We start from the raw sequence: 15,510 nt of genomic DNA, 5'->3' as shown, positions 1-15,510 counted from the left end.
TCATATATTTACTAGCTCGGTAGTTATATTATTTATTGTACGTATCATTATCAATATTTTTTTCAAAGATGCCTTTGCAGATGGAAACTTTCTCATTTTGGTTATTGTGCCACTTTTAATTATTATGAGTTCGATGTACCTTATCAGTTATCTACTTAAAATTTAAATCAATTAAAAAACTCATGGAACGCTTAACATAAGCGCCATGAGTTTTTTATTATTCAGACAATGTAATATCGTTAATGGTTGTTGCTAAACCTTTTATCGTTAACTCATCAAGTAAATTAGATAGCTCTTGTGCCGATATAGTCGGATTTTTTAGCCATTGTCGAACCACACCAAAGGCAGCAGAAGCGGCATAGTGTCCTATAAATTCAGATTTTCCTGTGGCTTGTGTCTGCAGCTTATAGATTGTTTGGAAACCCAATTCCGTCAATTGGTAGATTTTTTGATACAAAGCATTTTCAAATGTTAAATCTCCATTGGGGCCGAGCATGACGTTAATAAAATCAGCATGGTCCATAAATATATGCAAAAGGTTAACACGATAAGTATTAAAACCAGCTGTATCAATTTTGATTTCTGGATCATTCTTAACGTACTGTTCAAATAATGCATCCACTGACTGGAAAATATCAGTCTCTGCCTGTTGAATGAGATCAAATTTATCTTCAAAATGTCGGTAAAAAGTTGCCCGATGAACCTGGGCTTGGTTAACAATATCAATCACACTAATCTGACCAATATCCTTTTGTTTGAGTAGCTCAATGAATGCATCCAGCAGTTCTGTACGTGTTTGTTGCGTCTTTTTAGTGTACATTTGTTGACTCCTCTCGAAAATGCGACATAATGTCGAATACTGTATATCGTTTTTTAATTAAGCCCATTGTACAATAAGAACGGTTAATAAAGCGACACAATGTCGAAAAAGGAGTAGATTCATGTTTAAAAATAAATTTTATATTTTGTCACTAATCGTCGGATTAGTTCTAGCACTTATTTTAGTTGTTGCACAATTTCCAACAGCACGGCCTGTTGCCAAAAACGTTCCGGTCGCAATTGTCAATGAAGATAACGGGGCAATGGGGAAACAGGTTACAGATAAATTAACAAGCCTAGATTCGTTTGGTGAGGGGAAATCAGCAACAACCCTTAACTGGACAACGGTTTCTTCTAAAGCAGATCTTAAAAAAGCCATGGACCAAGAAAAATATTATGGGGCCATTGTCATCCCCAAAGACTTTTCAAAACATATGGGAGAAATGACAAAAACGGGTAAGAGCACTTCAGTTGATATTGTTATTAATCAAGCCATGAACGCAACCTTAGCAAATAATATCCAAGTGCTCTTGTCTGGTATGATTACCAACATGAGTACCAATATGGGACAAGAAATGCTAAATCAGTTCAAAGCCAATAATGTACCACTACAAGGGGTAAATATTGACGCCATCACGAATCCAGTCACAAGCAATGTTGAAATCATTCATAGCGTCAAAGACAAGAATTCAGCAAGTAGCGCTTATTTCCAACCATTATGGATGGCTAGTTTATTTGCAACATTCCTAATCTATACGGCTGGCAAGAGCGTTAATATCAAACAAAAACGTGAACTATGGCAACTACGCCTAGGACAAGTTGGCTTTATTGCAATCATCGCACCAATTATTGGGATGACCACAACTTGGCTCGTCACACAAATTCTAAATTACACCTACGATGATTTCTGGAAAATGGCATTCTTCAGCATGATTGGCGCAGCATCATTTATGTTAATCATGTTTGCCCTTGAAATGTGGCTTGGCTTTGCAGCACTGCCAGTTATCGCATTACTCATGCTATTCTCAGCTCCATTGATGCAATTAGCACCTGAAATGATTCCAGCAGTGTATCACGACTGGTTATTCCCATGGCTACCAATCAAATTCCTGCTTGATGGAGCCAAAAGCATCGTCTACTACGGCGCCGAACTGTTCAATCCAAATACTTGGAACTTAATCCTTGTTGGTAGTGTTGGCTTGGTATTGACATTCACATCAATCATTAAAGACTGGTTCATAATCAAACGCCAACTCAATAAAGCTTGAGCTCTAAGAATAGACCTTTCAAACCGCATGTTTGGAAGGTCTATTTTTATACCAGACGTAATTAGCTCTATTTATAATAGAGATATGTCACTAAATGTTTTATCATTAAGCAAAAGCCACAATGTCTACAGGAGGACGCATCTATGCAGATACGAGAAATAACCGTTGCTGATAATGCACAAATCAAACAAATTATTCAACATTCTTTAAAACAGGAACAATTAGACATTCCTGGGACAGCATATTTTGATCCACAATTAAATGACTTATATCATTACTATCAAGGGATTGAAAATGCGGCATATTGGGTAATTGCGGATGAAACGACTATCTTAGGGGGGATTGGCATTGCCCCGCTTAATCCAAGCGATGAACAGCACAGATGAACAGCACATATGTGAACTTCAAAAATTATATTTATCTGATGATGCAAAAGGCCATGGCTTATCAAAGCAATTAATGACGATTGCACTTGACTATGCAGCGCAAAGGTATGATCAATGCTATCTCGAAACAATGGCAAAATTAAAACCAGCTTGTGCGCTCTATGAGAAATTCGGCTTCACACCATTAAAACAGCCACTGAACGGGTCCGAACATAGTGCAATGGATCGTTGGTATCTCAAAGTTTTAAAATAAAATCCTCGTGTTTGAAACAACACAGGTGGGTGTATACTTAAAGCATTAGCAGATTCATGTTTACTCAAGAGGAGATTTAATCATGTCAAAAATTATTGTCGCTACAGCTGAGACCATTGCCAACTACCAAGTGACTGAAACATTTGGAGAAGTATTTGGGCAGACAACACGCTCACGTAATATTATTTCAAACTTTGGGCAAAACTTGAAATCTGTCGTTGGTGGTGAAATCAAAGGGTATACACAGTTACAAGAAGAATCACGTCAAGAAGCACTAGATCGCTTACGCGAAGCCGCGGAAAAGATTGGCGCTAACGCGGTCATTTGTTGCCGTTTTGACAGCAATTCAAATACAATTGGGGATTCAGTTACTGCCTATGGTACTGCTGTAACGATTGAACCACGCAATTAAACAATCAAAAAAAAGCCATTGGTGTAACCCAATGGCTTTTTTATAGGGCAAATAACGCTTAAATATGCTCGGAATAAGATGAATGTTAAAAATAAGTTTGACATCTCTCATTTATAGAGTTAAGATTCATTTAACAAAAACACGAAAGGAGTCTACTGACCATGCATAATTCATATCAAAATGTTGTATTAACCACTACCAGCTTTGTTACTACCACTAAGGTATAAGCTGGCATTTTTGAGGTGTCCGCTTATTCCAACTTGGCTAAGCGGACGTAGAGGATAACAGTAGATTCCGAACACGTTTAGTCTTATCTGGCTAAACGTGTTTTTTATTGCCTTACATAAAGCACCCGCAGCTAGTCTGAAATAAAAGTATCATCACAACTGTTTTAAATTTGAAAGGAAGTTACAACTATGGAGAGGAAACTAAAACCCAGACAAGTACAGATGATTGCATTAGGCGGCACAATTGGTGTTGGTCTATTTATGGGTGCAACCTCAACCATTAAGTGGACTGGTCCGTCAGTGCTTTTGGCATATATAATTGCTGGTGCATTTCTATATATGATTATGCGCGCTCTTGGCGAAATGCTTTATGTTGACCCACAAACAGGCTCATTTGCTAAATATGCCCAAGAATACATTCATCCAGTTTGGGGTTATTTAACATCTTGGAGTAATATTTTTCAATATATCGTCGTTGGAGTCAGTGAAATGATTGCTGTCGGTGGGTACTTACAATATTGGTGGCCATCTATTCCAAGTTGGTTACCAGGCTTAATAGCGATTACATTCTTAGGCATTGCAAACCTCATATCGGTTAAAATGTTTGGTGAATTAGAATTCTGGTTTGCCTTAATTAAGGTCTTAACAATCATCATTTTTATTATCCTAGGTCTGGGTGTCATCTTATTTGGCTTCGGAAACGGGGGACACCCGGTAGGATTTTCCAACCTATGGGAACACGGATTTTTCACAGGTGGTGTCAAAGGCTTCTTCTTTGCTTTAGCGCTTGTTTTAACGTCATATCAAGGAATTGAATTAATCGGTGTGACAGCCGGGGAGGCACAAGACCCACAAAACACATTAGTAAAAGCGATTAAATCAACGGTTTATCGTATTTTAATCTTCTACGTTGGTGCAATTTTTGTTATCTTATGCATTTACCCCTGGGATCAATTAAACTCAGTTGGATCGCCATTTGTTCAAACATTTGCCAAAATTGGTATTACGGCAGCAGCTTCAATCATCAATTTTGTTGTGCTAACAGCAGCATTGTCAGGGACGAATTCGGGTATCTATAGCGCTAGTCGTATGACTTATAACTTAGCAGAAGCCCACGAACTACCATCTTTCTATACAAAAGTAAATCGAAACGGGGTCCCAGCATATGCTGTTTTCGCAATCTCTTTTGGTATCTTTATCGGATTAGTGTTAAACGCACTTGCGCCACTTGTTTTTAAAAATGCCGGAAATGCATTCGTGATTGTGTATAGTTCTAGTACGCTTCCAGGTATGGTCCCATGGTTTGTTATTCTAATCAGTGAAACCAAATTCAGAAAGCGCCATCCGGAATTATTGGATAACCATCCTTTCAAGATGCCTTGGGCCCCATACTCAAATTACGTCACGTTAGCATTCCTAATCATAACGCTGGGATTTATGTTCTTTAATCCTGAAACGAATGTGTCGTTAATGGTCGGGTTAGTTTTCTTAATCATCATGGCAATTTTCTATTTCATTAAATTTGGAAAAAAGAGTCCACAATCATAAATAAAATAGAAGAAAAAGACCAGTTTTCAACTTAACTGGTCTTTTTGACTTTTAAAAACAATTAATTCTTGACAAATACAGTAACTGCCCATATATTGATATGATAATTCAAAAATAGAGAGGGGGGATCTTTTTGCTTACACTGGTAATTTTATAATCAACACTATTCAATAGTTCTCTTTAGTGTGCCTAAAATTACCTGTAGTCAATTAGATCCGCTTTTAACCAAGAAAATTCATTTAACATATCCAGGCAGGGGTGGCCTGTATTTTATTTTGGCGACACCTGTAATGTTAAATCAAAATTGAACAGCTTTTTAGCATGCTAAACCTTTTCGTTTTTAACAGGAGATTTACACATGCATAAACATGTAAATTCTACACATAGACATGTAGAAAAAAATATTAACTTATTACTTATTAGTCAGTTTCTTACTGGTATCACAAGCATGACGGTTCAGTATGCCATTATTTGGTATTTGACTGAGCAAACCCGATCGGCCACAACATTAAGTTTCGCGACGATGATTGGCATGTTGCCTATGATTATCTTAAGCCCCTTTGCCGGAAGCTTTGTCGATCGCTATAACAAGAAAATACTTTTGATTGTGCCAGACATTGTTGCAGCCGGCGTAGCGGGCTTATTATCACTTTATTTGAACCAATCGCATGCAACTGCTACCTATCTAATTTTTATTGTGCTATTTATTAGAGCCGTTGCGCAGACATTCCAAATGCCAACCTTACAATCAATTATTCCTGCCATCACGCCGGAAGATAAGCTAACCCAAATCAATGGACGCTTTTCAGTTATTCAATCAGCAAATCGTATCTTAGCACCTGCACTAGGGGCCTTCTTATTCGGATTTGTATCGATTGAAACGCTATTACTTCTAGATATACTTGGGGCCTTAATTGGTGTCTTTCTCTTGTACTTTATCAATATTCCTTCATACGTTAATAAGGATGACAAATTACGAGTCCGCCAAACATTTGCCGATATGTATACCGGTTTTCGATTATTACACAGCAAAACTGGCTTATGGATTATAATCATAATCAGCGCAGTTTCAACTTTGTTCATCATGCCAGTCGCCAGCCTATATCCTTTGATGACCCTCGAATTCTTCAACCTAAAGATTGCCGATGCTGGAATTGTTGAAGCTCTGTACTCAGTTGGCATGTTAGTAGGTGGGCTGATTATTAGTCTATTTGGAAGATGGCAGAATCGAATGATACCATTTTTATCTGCATACCTTATTTTAGGCACAACCTTTACCTTAAGCGGATTATTATCGCCAAGTTTCACCAGCTTTATTTATTTTGCAATTCTAGCTGCTATCTCAGGACTTAGCACACCATTTTTTGACACCTTACTACTTTCAATGATTCAACAAAGCTATCCATCTGAAGATCTTGAAAAAGTTTTGGGATCAATGTTGTCTATCCTTAGTTTACCTGGTCCAATTGGCTTAATGTTGATTGGTCCATTAGGGGATACGCTTGGTGTCAATAAAATATTCTTAATTGCGGGTATCGCTGTCTTGCTTTGTGCACCAGCCACTTGGGTTTTTAAATCAGCCAGAAATTACGATCTTAATTTAAATCGTAACAACTAAATCAACACATTAAACAGGCTACCAACTATTGGTGGCCTGTTTTTTAGTCATATCAATCCAGATTTTTAATGCTTACTTTTTGTATAAAACACTTATTCATCTTTTGTTACGCCAAATCACTGTCTTGACACCCAATCTACGTTAATTAATTTTAAAAAATATAAAAATCAATGATTTTAATATACTATCTATAAAATCACCTCGTTACAAAGTAAGCGTTTTTGACCCAATTGTATATAATCTATGTTCATTCGGTATTGATTTGTTATAATTAACTTGTTTCTTAAAACATTTTTAAAAACTAAAGGAGTTAGGATATGAACAAGAAATCATTATTATTTGCAAGTGCCGCATTAGCTACTTTGGCCATCGCCCAACAAGATAATCAAGTACAAGCAGATAGCGTTGCACCAAATGCAAACGCGGACACAGCTGTGACAAAGGATGCATCTTCAGAAGCTTCATCTACAGTTAAATTAGATCAAGTCAAAGAGACTGAGAAAACTGAAGCAAACCAAGCCAAAGAGACTGAAAAGGCTGAAACAACTACTTCTGAAGTTAAGCCGGCAGCTGTAGAAGATGCAGATGCAGAATCTAAGGCTCGAATGGAGCAATCTAATCGTCTAATGTACGAAGATGACCAAAAATTCTTAAAAACCAGTCAAGATTTCTTTAATGATAACCTTAGCAGTTTCAATGAAACACTTGCTCTGCCTGAATCTGAATGGGCTCATGGAAACACTGTTAAAGTTTTAGAAAGCTCTATTAAAACGCTCACATCTCGTATTAATACTATTAGCGACTCAGCTGATTCCGCTGAGCGCAATGGCTGGTGGGGCGCTGAAGAATTCAGAAGTTTAATCCCTGAATACGAAGCATTACGAGCGCAATACCAAGCTGTGTTAGATGGTACAACAACTGAAGAGCCTAAGACTGAGGAGCCTAAGGTCGAAGAACCTAAGACTGAGGAACCTAAGGCCGAAGAGCCTAAGGTTGAAGAACCTAAGACTGAAAAGCCTAAGACTGAAGCACCTAAGACTGAGAAGCCTAAGACTGAAGCACCTAAGACTGAGAAGCCTAAGACTGAAGCACCTAAGACTGAGAAGCCTAAGGTTATTGAGAAGAAAAATGGTCAAAAGGTTGACCATCAAGCAATCATTGATAAGCATACAAACTATTTGAACAACTTAATTGAACAAGCTGCTCAACTTGATGAATTCAGTGATGAATACTTTGAAGCACTAAGTGATGCAGACTTTGATGCACTATTGGATCAATTCTATAATAACCCAGTTGCTATGTATGAGGAACTATTGGCTTACACCGATAAGAATGGTACCAATGAAGAGATTGAAGACTTACTCGACATGTACGAAGCTTACCTTGACGGTTTCTTAGAGGGATATCTAGAGGATGACGAAGCCGAAAGCATCACGCCTAGTGATAAAGCGGCCTTCACAAAGACGGTTAAGTCACAAGCAACTAACGTTATTGCAAATCCCGTTGTAAAGACAGATAACGTCGCTAGTGCTGATCAATTACCAAAGACAGACAGTAACCAACAAGGTTGGTTAGCCGTTGTTGGTGCTGGACTACTTTCAGCACTTGGTTTAGGTTTTGCATTCAAGAAGCGCGCATAATCATCTAAATTAATTTATCCATGCTAAAGAACATGTTACTGCTAATTAGTAACATGTTTTTTTGTCTATTAAGCTGATGACACTAATTTCGAACATCATTAATAGTGCCAATAATTTTTGCACACATTGCTAAGTCCGCTTCCGAGTAGGGGGCCAGGGCTTGTTGCAATTTATACGCCTGCATCTGATGAAACTCCTTGTGTGCTTTAGCGATAACAGAACCAGCCGCAGTGAGGGCAATATACGTATTTTTTTTATTATCTGGCACTTGGTGTTTATCAATGAATTCATATTTAGATAGTTTATTGAGAATTTTCGAAACCGCACTCTGGGTGAAATGCGTGTGTAAAACAATTTCTGAAATGCGCAAATCAGGGTAGTTATCAATAATCTCAATAATGTCTAAATCAGCGATACTTAATTTATCTATATTTGGTATTTCCGCATATCTAGCCGTAATCCCTTGTCGTATGTTCTCTTCACCCGTGTGCTGCCTGAAGGTGTTTAATGCATCGAATAGGTTGTTTTGTACTGTATTCATAATTAATATTCCTCGGAATGTATATTGACATGCTTTTCTTTAGTTGTATACTCGATATTATATTCCATGGAATCAATTTAAACAAGCAATCCATTTTTCCAAGTACACAAGGAGTTATATTTTGAAAACAACAATCATATTCGACCATCCCTACGGTCAAGCAGCAGGGTTTAATGAAGAACATAATCGTGCATTTACAGCAGCTATTTTAGTACATTTAAAAGAAAAGCTAATTGCGCGTGGCGATACTGTTGACATCATAGATTTACATGCGGATCAATTCGATCCAATTATGCATAAGAATGATTTAATTAATTGGCGCACACAACCTTTTGTTGACGAGCAATCCCAAAACTACCTAGAGAGAATCCAAGCATCTGACGAATTAATCATGCTCTTCCCAATATGGTGGGAAGTAATGCCCGCGATGACGAAAGGATTTTTAGATAAAGTCCTGGCAAAAGGGCAAGTTAAGATTGATACACCAAGTGGACAACGTCAATTATTACCCACTCAACTTAAGGTCCGCATCTTAACAACTATTGGAACCCCAAATCCGATTTATAAACTGAAATATAGAAATCCTGTTGGCAACATGTTGAAAAAAGGCGTTTTCAACAAAATGGGCATCAAAGACTGTAAGGTCATGAATTTCAATGCTGAAGATATTAGTGAGACGAAACGTCTCAATATTCTCAAAAACATTGATAAATATGTCTAGTTTGAGCATTTTACAATGAGAGTTAAATGAGAAAACGCTTTATTTTTTCATTTAATATGATAAAATGGTCGTAACAATTTGAAAGGACGGATTTTTATATGACGAAGTTACGCTAAGCTCTTTGCCAAAGCACTATTGACAAAGAGTCCAAAGATTTTTCTTTGTGACTTACACAAAGGAGACAACATGGAAGAATTAGCTATTAAATTAAAAGACGTTGAGATTGAATTTGACGGAAAGACTGTTTTAGATATTCCTGAACTACAAATCTACCAGAATGACCGAATTGGTATTATAGGCGATAATGGCGCTGGAAAAACTACCTTATTACGTTTATTAACAGGCCAATTAACCCCTGCACAAGGGAACGGTCAAATCACACGCTTTTGTGATATCAATGTCTTCGACCAATTGCCACATCATGATGATTTAACGAATCATAAAAGCGGTGGTGAAGTCTCAAAGCAGCGTTTAACACAAATCCTGTATGGAGACTACATGCCAGCACTAGCTTTTGACGAGCCAACAAATCACTTAGATCGTGATGGCATTAATTGGTTAATTTCAGAACTGAAATACTATTATGGTTTACTCATCATCATTAGCCATGATCAATTTTTCCTTGATAAAACCATTAATAAGGTCATTGAGGTTAAAGATGGCACAATCACTTTGTATTCCGGCAATGTGTCAGATGTTCTGCAAATAAAAGCACAAGAAAAAGAACATATTGAAAAAGCCAATGCTGAAATTCAAAAAGAAAAACAGCGTCTAGAATCCTCCTTAAAAAAGCAACAAACGAGTTTGGCACAGGCTAGGAGAAAGACTAAAAACAACAAAAATATCAAAGACACCAAACCAGATCGTCTATCAAGTTCCAAACAAAAAGATACCGTCGAAAAATCAGCCAATAAAGTTATGAAATCAATTGAGAAGCGTCTAGATAGCGTGGGCGACTTAAAGAAGATCGAGTCACAAACACGCATTACCTTTCCAAAGACAAAGACGACTAATTTGCATGCTGCTTATCCCATATTAGGCGATAAATTTTCCCTAATCGTTGATGATCACGTCCTGTTTGAACCATGTAATTTTTCATTTAAAAACAATCAAAAAATTGCAATTATTGGAAAAAATGGGGTTGGTAAGACCCAATTTTTTAAGGCCATTGAAGCGCGGGGTGAAGGATTAGTTATTTCTCCCAAAGTCAATTTTTCAAACTATTCACAATTGAAGTATGTTGATTTACCTGATCAATCAATCGAAGACTATTTACTAAGCGATACCGAATATACGGCTAATTTTGTACGTTCTGTCTTGGCACAACTTGGTTTTGCCTATAAAGACTTTACGAAATCACTCCAAGTCTTAAGTGGTGGCGAAAGAGTTCGTATATTATTGGCACGTACATTTCTACAACCTTCAAACGTGATTATTTTGGATGAAGCCACGAACTTTATGGACTTCAATACCTTACAAGCATTGAAACATTTAATTATCGGATATCCCGGTATGGTTTTATTCACTTCACACGATCAACAATTCGTTAATGACGTGGCCGATGAAGTATTTGAAATTAAAGATAAACACCTCAATCAACTATGAACACATCTAAAGTCGTCCAATTGATTATCAAACTTAGAGAAAAAGTGAAAAATATGTATGAACTTACCAAAAGCATGAATCAGCCAACCAATCCACTTAGTCTTAAGTTGATAATGGGGATTCAGTCATGATTACAAAATACGAAAATTTTAAATATCTATTTTTAGGTCGCCTCATTAGTAACTGTGGTGACTCTATCTATATGCTTGTACTGTCATGGTATGTATTTGAGGTCACGCACAATACCATGTATGTCGGGTTTCTAAACTTCTTACTATTTGTACCTAATTTCTTTTCATTTTTATTCGGACCAATTATTGATAAACACAATAAACGCAAAATCTTACTGTTGTTAGAATTACTACAACTCATGTCCGTGGCCGTTATTATGATTGGGATGAGCTTACAAGGGCAGTTAGGGAATGCTGCGCTGATAGTCATATTCATCGGCGCGTTCTTTGCGGCTACAGCCGGGAGTAACACTTACACCGTACAGGATGCTTTTATTCCAAGTGTTGTTGATAAACATGATTTACCAAAAGCTGAAATTTATATGTCAGTCGCCTACAATGGCGCCGATTATGTATTCACTGCCATAACTGGCTTTCTAGTCACCCTGATGTCATATATCAATTTGTTGTTTATTGACTTAATAACATTTTGTCTCTCAATTGTTTCATTTTATAAAATTAAGGACCCTGCAAATGACAACACCCATGTAAAAAATACAGATGAAAAAATTGCTGTCGAGCAAGAAAAGAAAAAGTTATTTGATGGATTTAAAGCGATTTATAAAAATAAACTTATCTTGCTTCTCTGTTGTGGCAGTTCGCTGGCCAATTTTATGTTTGGTGGGTTAAATGTCTACGTCTTAGTCATTGCTAAAAGTATTGGTGGCGCATCGTTCTACGGTCTTCTAACCGCATTCTATTCAGCTGGTGTCATGCTTGGATCAACATTTATCGCATCTCTGTTTCTAAAAATGTTTACAACTGGAAAAACACTATGCTTAGCTTACTTGTTATTTGGTTTATCTCTCATGCCAGTGGTTTTTATCAGTAGTAAGTACTTAATGCTTGGAATCTGGCTGTTCTCATTTATCTTCCTAGGGGTGAGCCAAGTCATTCAAAAACCAATTCTTCAGAATGAAACACCTAATAAAAATATGGGGCAGGTACTGAGTGCCTATTCGACAATCTCAGTCTCAACACTCTCGCTTGGTTCATTATTCTGGGGATACATCGCTAAATTTGTTAATTGGCACATGTTTATCTTGTTATTTGCCACAGTCTTTATTATCATTGCTTGTACTTATAGCTTAAATCACACATTAAAGCGCTATACATTGTAGTTAGATGGCGATAAAAATTTAAAAACCGATACCATAACACGCATGGTATCGGTTTTTTCGGCTAATTAGTACTAAAATTGACATATATAGCCAGGGAATAGTATATTTAAAATACGTATTGAAAATACCGTTTTCAATATCTAATTCAGGAGTTTAAACAGATAAAAGCTAGAGGGTTATAATGACTATAAAAATGATTACAACGATACTACCAAAAAAGTTTGGTGGCCGTACAACATCTTTGCTTGAACGGGCACGGCTCTTAAATTCAGCAAATGTTGATATCCAAATTATTACATCCGATTATAATCCAAACTATTCGAGCCTATACCAGAAATTTTATGACGACGGCCGTGTATTAAAGAACACGAGTTTCTTGAATTTGTATGACTATTTTGCCGAAAAATTAGCTGGTAACGCCACTGTTAGCTGGAAAACATATCTTCAAAATATGCTTCCTGACCCATTTGAAACATATATAGAGATTACAGATCCAAAAAATAAAGCAATTCAATTCTATTTCAAAGATGGTATTCCAGCATTTAGAGTCAATAAAGATAAATCAGGAAATATTAAGTATTTCACACTTTATCAACTTGGAACCATGAAAACAAATGTCTTTTTCTTTGTAAAAAACAATGAATTTGTTAATAGAATTGATTACACAGATGCTGATGACAATGTTATTAAACGCCAATACTTAACGAACGATGCAACACTTTATCATACTAAGATTACAAATGCTGATGGAAAAGCCCTTAAATTTGAGTTGTTGGATGGTGATAAACTAGTCACTTTTAAAACTCAAAAGAAATTAATTACATATTTCTATAAACAGGTTCTTGATGAATCAGATGTCGTTATTTCAGATGCGAGATACGTAGACCGTCCACTTCTAGACACAAATGTTAAAAAAAGAATTTTCCAATTGCATAGTGTCCATTTAGAGGATCCCTTAGGAGCGAGTCTTGAAATAAAGCGATCATTTAAAACAGTCTTAGAATCCGATTTACTTGGCGTAGATGATATTATTGTCACCTTAACTGATGAGCAGAAACGTGATATTTTGCAAGTTAGACCATCACTTGCAAACAACATTACGGTAATTCCACACTCTACACCTAAGAGAACAATCACCTATGATAAATTAGGTAAACATTTTGTCATGGTCTTAAGACTAACTGAAGCCAAAAACATCCCAGATGCAATCAAAGCCTTTAGTATCTTTCACAAAACACATCCTGATTATATCTTTGATATTTATGGTGATGGCGAACTGGAATCACAACTTAGAAAACTTATTAAGGATGAGGGATTAACCAACTCAGTCATCCTACAAGGGCGAACAGATGACATTGAAAAAGCTTACCAAACGTCAGATGCACTGCTAGTAACGAGTTTCTATGAAGGATTTGGTCTGAATGTATTGGAATCAATCAGTAATGGGACACCGGTTATTACTTATCCTATAAAGTATGGTCCAGCAGATATCATTGATGCAAACTCTGGGATTGTGGCTGAAGAAAGAACTCCCGAAAGCTTAGCAAATGCGATGGAGACATTTATAAATTCGGACTTTGATCAACAAAAGATTTTGCAAAGAAGTGAGTACTTCTCACAAGAATTGTTTATCAAGCGATGGATGGAGATTCTATAATGACAAATAAACATCAAAATATAGAGAAGTATTTGCAAGCAAAAGGGATGCCGATGACAACTGAAAAACAAGTTGTTGGAGATAATGAAATGTATTACCATTCTGGGGAGTTAGTATATTCCTTGAGAATTAAAAAGACTTTTTCTTCTGTTGCATCTCAATATGTTTTCAAAGAATTCTTTGAACGCTTTACATCATATAAGCATATTGACTTTTACTTACCTGGTAAAGTCAAACCCTATAAGCGTACTTTATTGAACAACAAAGAAGTCCCATTGATGGAACGCTATTATGAGCAGGGTACATGGACCAGATTATATGACGTGTATATCAAACCTGATTTCAGTTTGGATCATACCATTATGTATAAATTCCATGGGAAAAAAGCTGATATAAATTGGGACGACCCTAAATTCAAAGTTTAACGTTAATTGATTAATATTTAAAAATACCCGTGAAAAGTATGACATCTCATATTTTCCACGGGTATTTTCTGTCTTAAGCTTATTGAAATGATTAACCTAAAAATAAGGACTTGCTAAAAGGGGGGGGCTCTCTGTAGTTATCATTTTTAACAATGTAAAGACGCATTTAGATCATGAATTCATGATTTAAATGCGTTTTTTATTGACTTAGAGTGAACTCTAAGTTGTACAGTTTAATTATTAACTATAAACATACAAAAGATAGGAGCAATACAAGCTATGCAAAAACAAACAGCTGGACATGAAAAATTAGGTGATTTTGCACCCCAGTTCGCGGAATTAAATGATGATGTTTTATTTGGCCAAGTATGGTCACGGGAAAAAGAACTCGCACCTCGTGATCGAAGCTTAGTTACAATTGTTGCGCTTATTGCTAGTGGCAATTTTGAGCAATTAACCTATCATATGGAGCTTGGTAAAGGGAATGGTTTGAAACAAGCTGAGATAGTAGAAATCCTTACGCAATTAGCTTTTTACATTGGTTGGCCCAAAGCTTGGTCCGCATTCAATATCGCAAAAGAGGTTTACAGCAACAAACTAGTACAGGAGGAACGTCATGATTAAAAATGAATCTGTAAAAAATGGTGTTATTTTTGATAGCGGGGATGCAAATACGCAATTTTCCCAATATTTTATCGGTACAAGTTACTTAAATACATTGGTGTCAGAAAATGAAATCGTTAATGTCTCCAATGTCACTTTTGAACCTGCATGCCGAAACAATTGGCATATTCATCATGATGGTTATCAAATCCTGTTAGTCACTGGTGGTGAAGGCTGGTATCAGGAAATTGGAAAACCAGCACAACATTTGACAACTGGTGATGTCATTGTTACTCATGCTGAGATTAAACACTGGCACGGTGCAACCAAAGATAGTTGGTTTGAACACATCGCAATTACCACCGGGACACCAGAGTGGTTAGAGCCCGTTTCAAATGATGATTATGAACAACTAAGTAACTAAAGGGGGAAGAAC

Annotated in this window: 16 protein-coding genes; 14 read left to right on the top strand and 2 right to left on the bottom strand. The window is 36.6% G+C overall.

Annotation, left to right across the window (positions count from 1 at the left end):
- Nucleotides 1-217: 217 nt before the first annotated feature.
- Nucleotides 218-820: a TetR/AcrR family transcriptional regulator gene (locus IV67_RS05365; RefSeq protein ID WP_057787878.1), complete on the bottom strand. Its 603-nt coding sequence runs from the start codon at nt 818-820 to the stop codon at nt 218-220.
- Nucleotides 821-941: 121 nt separating this feature from the next.
- Between IV67_RS05365 and IV67_RS05360 the strand changes: the two genes are divergently transcribed.
- The 7 genes from IV67_RS05360 (at nt 942) to IV67_RS05335 (ending at nt 8,171) form a co-directional block, all read left to right on the top strand.
- On the top strand, nt 942-2,087 hold the full coding sequence (locus IV67_RS05360; RefSeq protein WP_057787876.1) for a YhgE/Pip domain-containing protein: 1,146 nt from the start codon (nt 942-944) through the stop codon (nt 2,085-2,087).
- A 143-nt stretch (nt 2,088-2,230) separates the two neighbouring features.
- A complete protein-coding gene (locus IV67_RS09505) occupies nt 2,231-2,473 on the top strand; it encodes a hypothetical protein (protein ID WP_236698254.1) in 243 nt (80 codons plus the stop codon).
- Nucleotides 2,436-2,726 (top strand): GNAT family N-acetyltransferase, encoded by a 291-nt coding sequence (locus IV67_RS09500; protein WP_236698253.1) that lies wholly within the window; start codon nt 2,436-2,438, stop codon nt 2,724-2,726. Before IV67_RS09505 ends, IV67_RS09500 begins: the two co-directional genes overlap by 38 nt.
- Nucleotides 2,727-2,817: 91 nt before the next feature.
- The gene (locus tag IV67_RS05350; RefSeq protein WP_201782738.1) at nt 2,818-3,138 is read left to right on the top strand and encodes a heavy metal-binding domain-containing protein; all 321 of its coding nucleotides are present in this window, start codon (nt 2,818-2,820) and stop codon (nt 3,136-3,138) included.
- 416 nt (nt 3,139-3,554) lie between these two features.
- Entirely contained in the window at nt 3,555-4,913 is a 1,359-nt protein-coding gene (locus tag IV67_RS05345) for an amino acid permease (RefSeq protein WP_057787871.1), read from the top strand.
- A 358-nt stretch (nt 4,914-5,271) separates the two neighbouring features.
- Complete coding sequence (locus IV67_RS05340) at nt 5,272-6,531, top strand: MFS transporter (RefSeq protein ID WP_057787869.1); 1,260 nt, start codon at nt 5,272-5,274, stop codon at nt 6,529-6,531.
- A 317-nt stretch (nt 6,532-6,848) separates the two neighbouring features.
- Nucleotides 6,849-8,171: an LPXTG cell wall anchor domain-containing protein gene (locus tag IV67_RS05335; RefSeq protein WP_057787867.1), complete on the top strand. Its 1,323-nt coding sequence runs from the start codon at nt 6,849-6,851 to the stop codon at nt 8,169-8,171.
- A gap of 82 nt (nt 8,172-8,253) precedes the next feature.
- Here IV67_RS05335 and IV67_RS05330 read toward each other — a convergent pair whose 3' ends face one another.
- Nucleotides 8,254-8,712 (bottom strand): MarR family winged helix-turn-helix transcriptional regulator, encoded by a 459-nt coding sequence (locus IV67_RS05330; RefSeq protein WP_057787865.1) that lies wholly within the window; start codon nt 8,710-8,712, stop codon nt 8,254-8,256.
- A gap of 121 nt (nt 8,713-8,833) precedes the next feature.
- Here IV67_RS05330 and IV67_RS05325 point away from each other — a divergent pair, with 121 nt between their 5' ends.
- The 7 genes from IV67_RS05325 (at nt 8,834) to IV67_RS05295 (ending at nt 15,498) form a co-directional block, all read left to right on the top strand.
- Nucleotides 8,834-9,433, top strand: coding sequence for an NAD(P)H-dependent oxidoreductase (locus tag IV67_RS05325; protein ID WP_057787863.1), 600 nt, complete (start codon nt 8,834-8,836; stop codon nt 9,431-9,433).
- 186 nt (nt 9,434-9,619) lie between these two features.
- The gene (locus IV67_RS05320; protein ID WP_057787861.1) at nt 9,620-11,038 is read left to right on the top strand and encodes an ATP-binding cassette domain-containing protein; all 1,419 of its coding nucleotides are present in this window, start codon (nt 9,620-9,622) and stop codon (nt 11,036-11,038) included.
- A 127-nt stretch (nt 11,039-11,165) separates the two neighbouring features.
- A complete protein-coding gene (locus IV67_RS05315; RefSeq protein ID WP_057787859.1) occupies nt 11,166-12,389 on the top strand; it encodes an MFS transporter in 1,224 nt (407 codons plus the stop codon).
- A 181-nt stretch (nt 12,390-12,570) separates the two neighbouring features.
- Nucleotides 12,571-14,046: a glycosyltransferase gene (locus IV67_RS05310; protein ID WP_057787857.1), complete on the top strand. Its 1,476-nt coding sequence runs from the start codon at nt 12,571-12,573 to the stop codon at nt 14,044-14,046.
- Entirely contained in the window at nt 14,046-14,471 is a 426-nt protein-coding gene (locus IV67_RS05305; protein WP_057787855.1) for a hypothetical protein, read from the top strand. Before IV67_RS05310 ends, IV67_RS05305 begins: the two co-directional genes overlap by 1 nt.
- Before the next feature lie 279 nt (nt 14,472-14,750).
- Entirely contained in the window at nt 14,751-15,095 is a 345-nt protein-coding gene (locus IV67_RS05300) for a carboxymuconolactone decarboxylase family protein (protein ID WP_057787852.1), read from the top strand.
- Complete coding sequence (locus IV67_RS05295; RefSeq protein WP_057787850.1) at nt 15,088-15,498, top strand: cupin domain-containing protein; 411 nt, start codon at nt 15,088-15,090, stop codon at nt 15,496-15,498. Before IV67_RS05300 ends, IV67_RS05295 begins: the two co-directional genes overlap by 8 nt.
- Nucleotides 15,499-15,510: the final 12 nt, after the last annotated feature.

The sequence above is a fragment of the Weissella minor genome (assembly GCF_001437425.1).
Taxonomy (GTDB): Bacteria; Bacillota; Bacilli; order Lactobacillales; family Lactobacillaceae; genus Weissella; species Weissella minor.
This window is presented reverse-complemented; position numbering and strand designations above follow the sequence as displayed.

Bases quoted from the DNA above. Each gene is read 5' to 3' on its own strand.
- IV67_RS05365 (WP_057787878.1), bottom strand. From the start codon at position 820: ATGTACACTAAAAAGACGCAACAAACACGTACAGAACTGCTGGATGCA.
- IV67_RS05360 (WP_057787876.1), top strand. From the start codon at position 942: ATGTTTAAAAATAAATTTTATATTTTGTCACTAATCGTCGGATTAGTT.
- IV67_RS09505 (WP_236698254.1), top strand. From the start codon at position 2,231: ATGCAGATACGAGAAATAACCGTTGCTGATAATGCACAAATCAAACAA.
- IV67_RS05345 (WP_057787871.1), top strand. From the start codon at position 3,555: ATGGAGAGGAAACTAAAACCCAGACAAGTACAGATGATTGCATTAGGC.
- IV67_RS05340 (WP_057787869.1), top strand. From the start codon at position 5,272: ATGCATAAACATGTAAATTCTACACATAGACATGTAGAAAAAAATATT.
- IV67_RS05335 (WP_057787867.1), top strand. From the start codon at position 6,849: ATGAACAAGAAATCATTATTATTTGCAAGTGCCGCATTAGCTACTTTG.
- IV67_RS05330 (WP_057787865.1), bottom strand. From the start codon at position 8,712: ATGAATACAGTACAAAACAACCTATTCGATGCATTAAACACCTTCAGG.
- IV67_RS05320 (WP_057787861.1), top strand. From the start codon at position 9,620: ATGGAAGAATTAGCTATTAAATTAAAAGACGTTGAGATTGAATTTGAC.
- IV67_RS05315 (WP_057787859.1), top strand. From the start codon at position 11,166: ATGATTACAAAATACGAAAATTTTAAATATCTATTTTTAGGTCGCCTC.
- IV67_RS05310 (WP_057787857.1), top strand. From the start codon at position 12,571: ATGACTATAAAAATGATTACAACGATACTACCAAAAAAGTTTGGTGGC.
- IV67_RS05305 (WP_057787855.1), top strand. From the start codon at position 14,046: ATGACAAATAAACATCAAAATATAGAGAAGTATTTGCAAGCAAAAGGG.
- IV67_RS05300 (WP_057787852.1), top strand. From the start codon at position 14,751: ATGCAAAAACAAACAGCTGGACATGAAAAATTAGGTGATTTTGCACCC.
- IV67_RS05295 (WP_057787850.1), top strand. From the start codon at position 15,088: ATGATTAAAAATGAATCTGTAAAAAATGGTGTTATTTTTGATAGCGGG.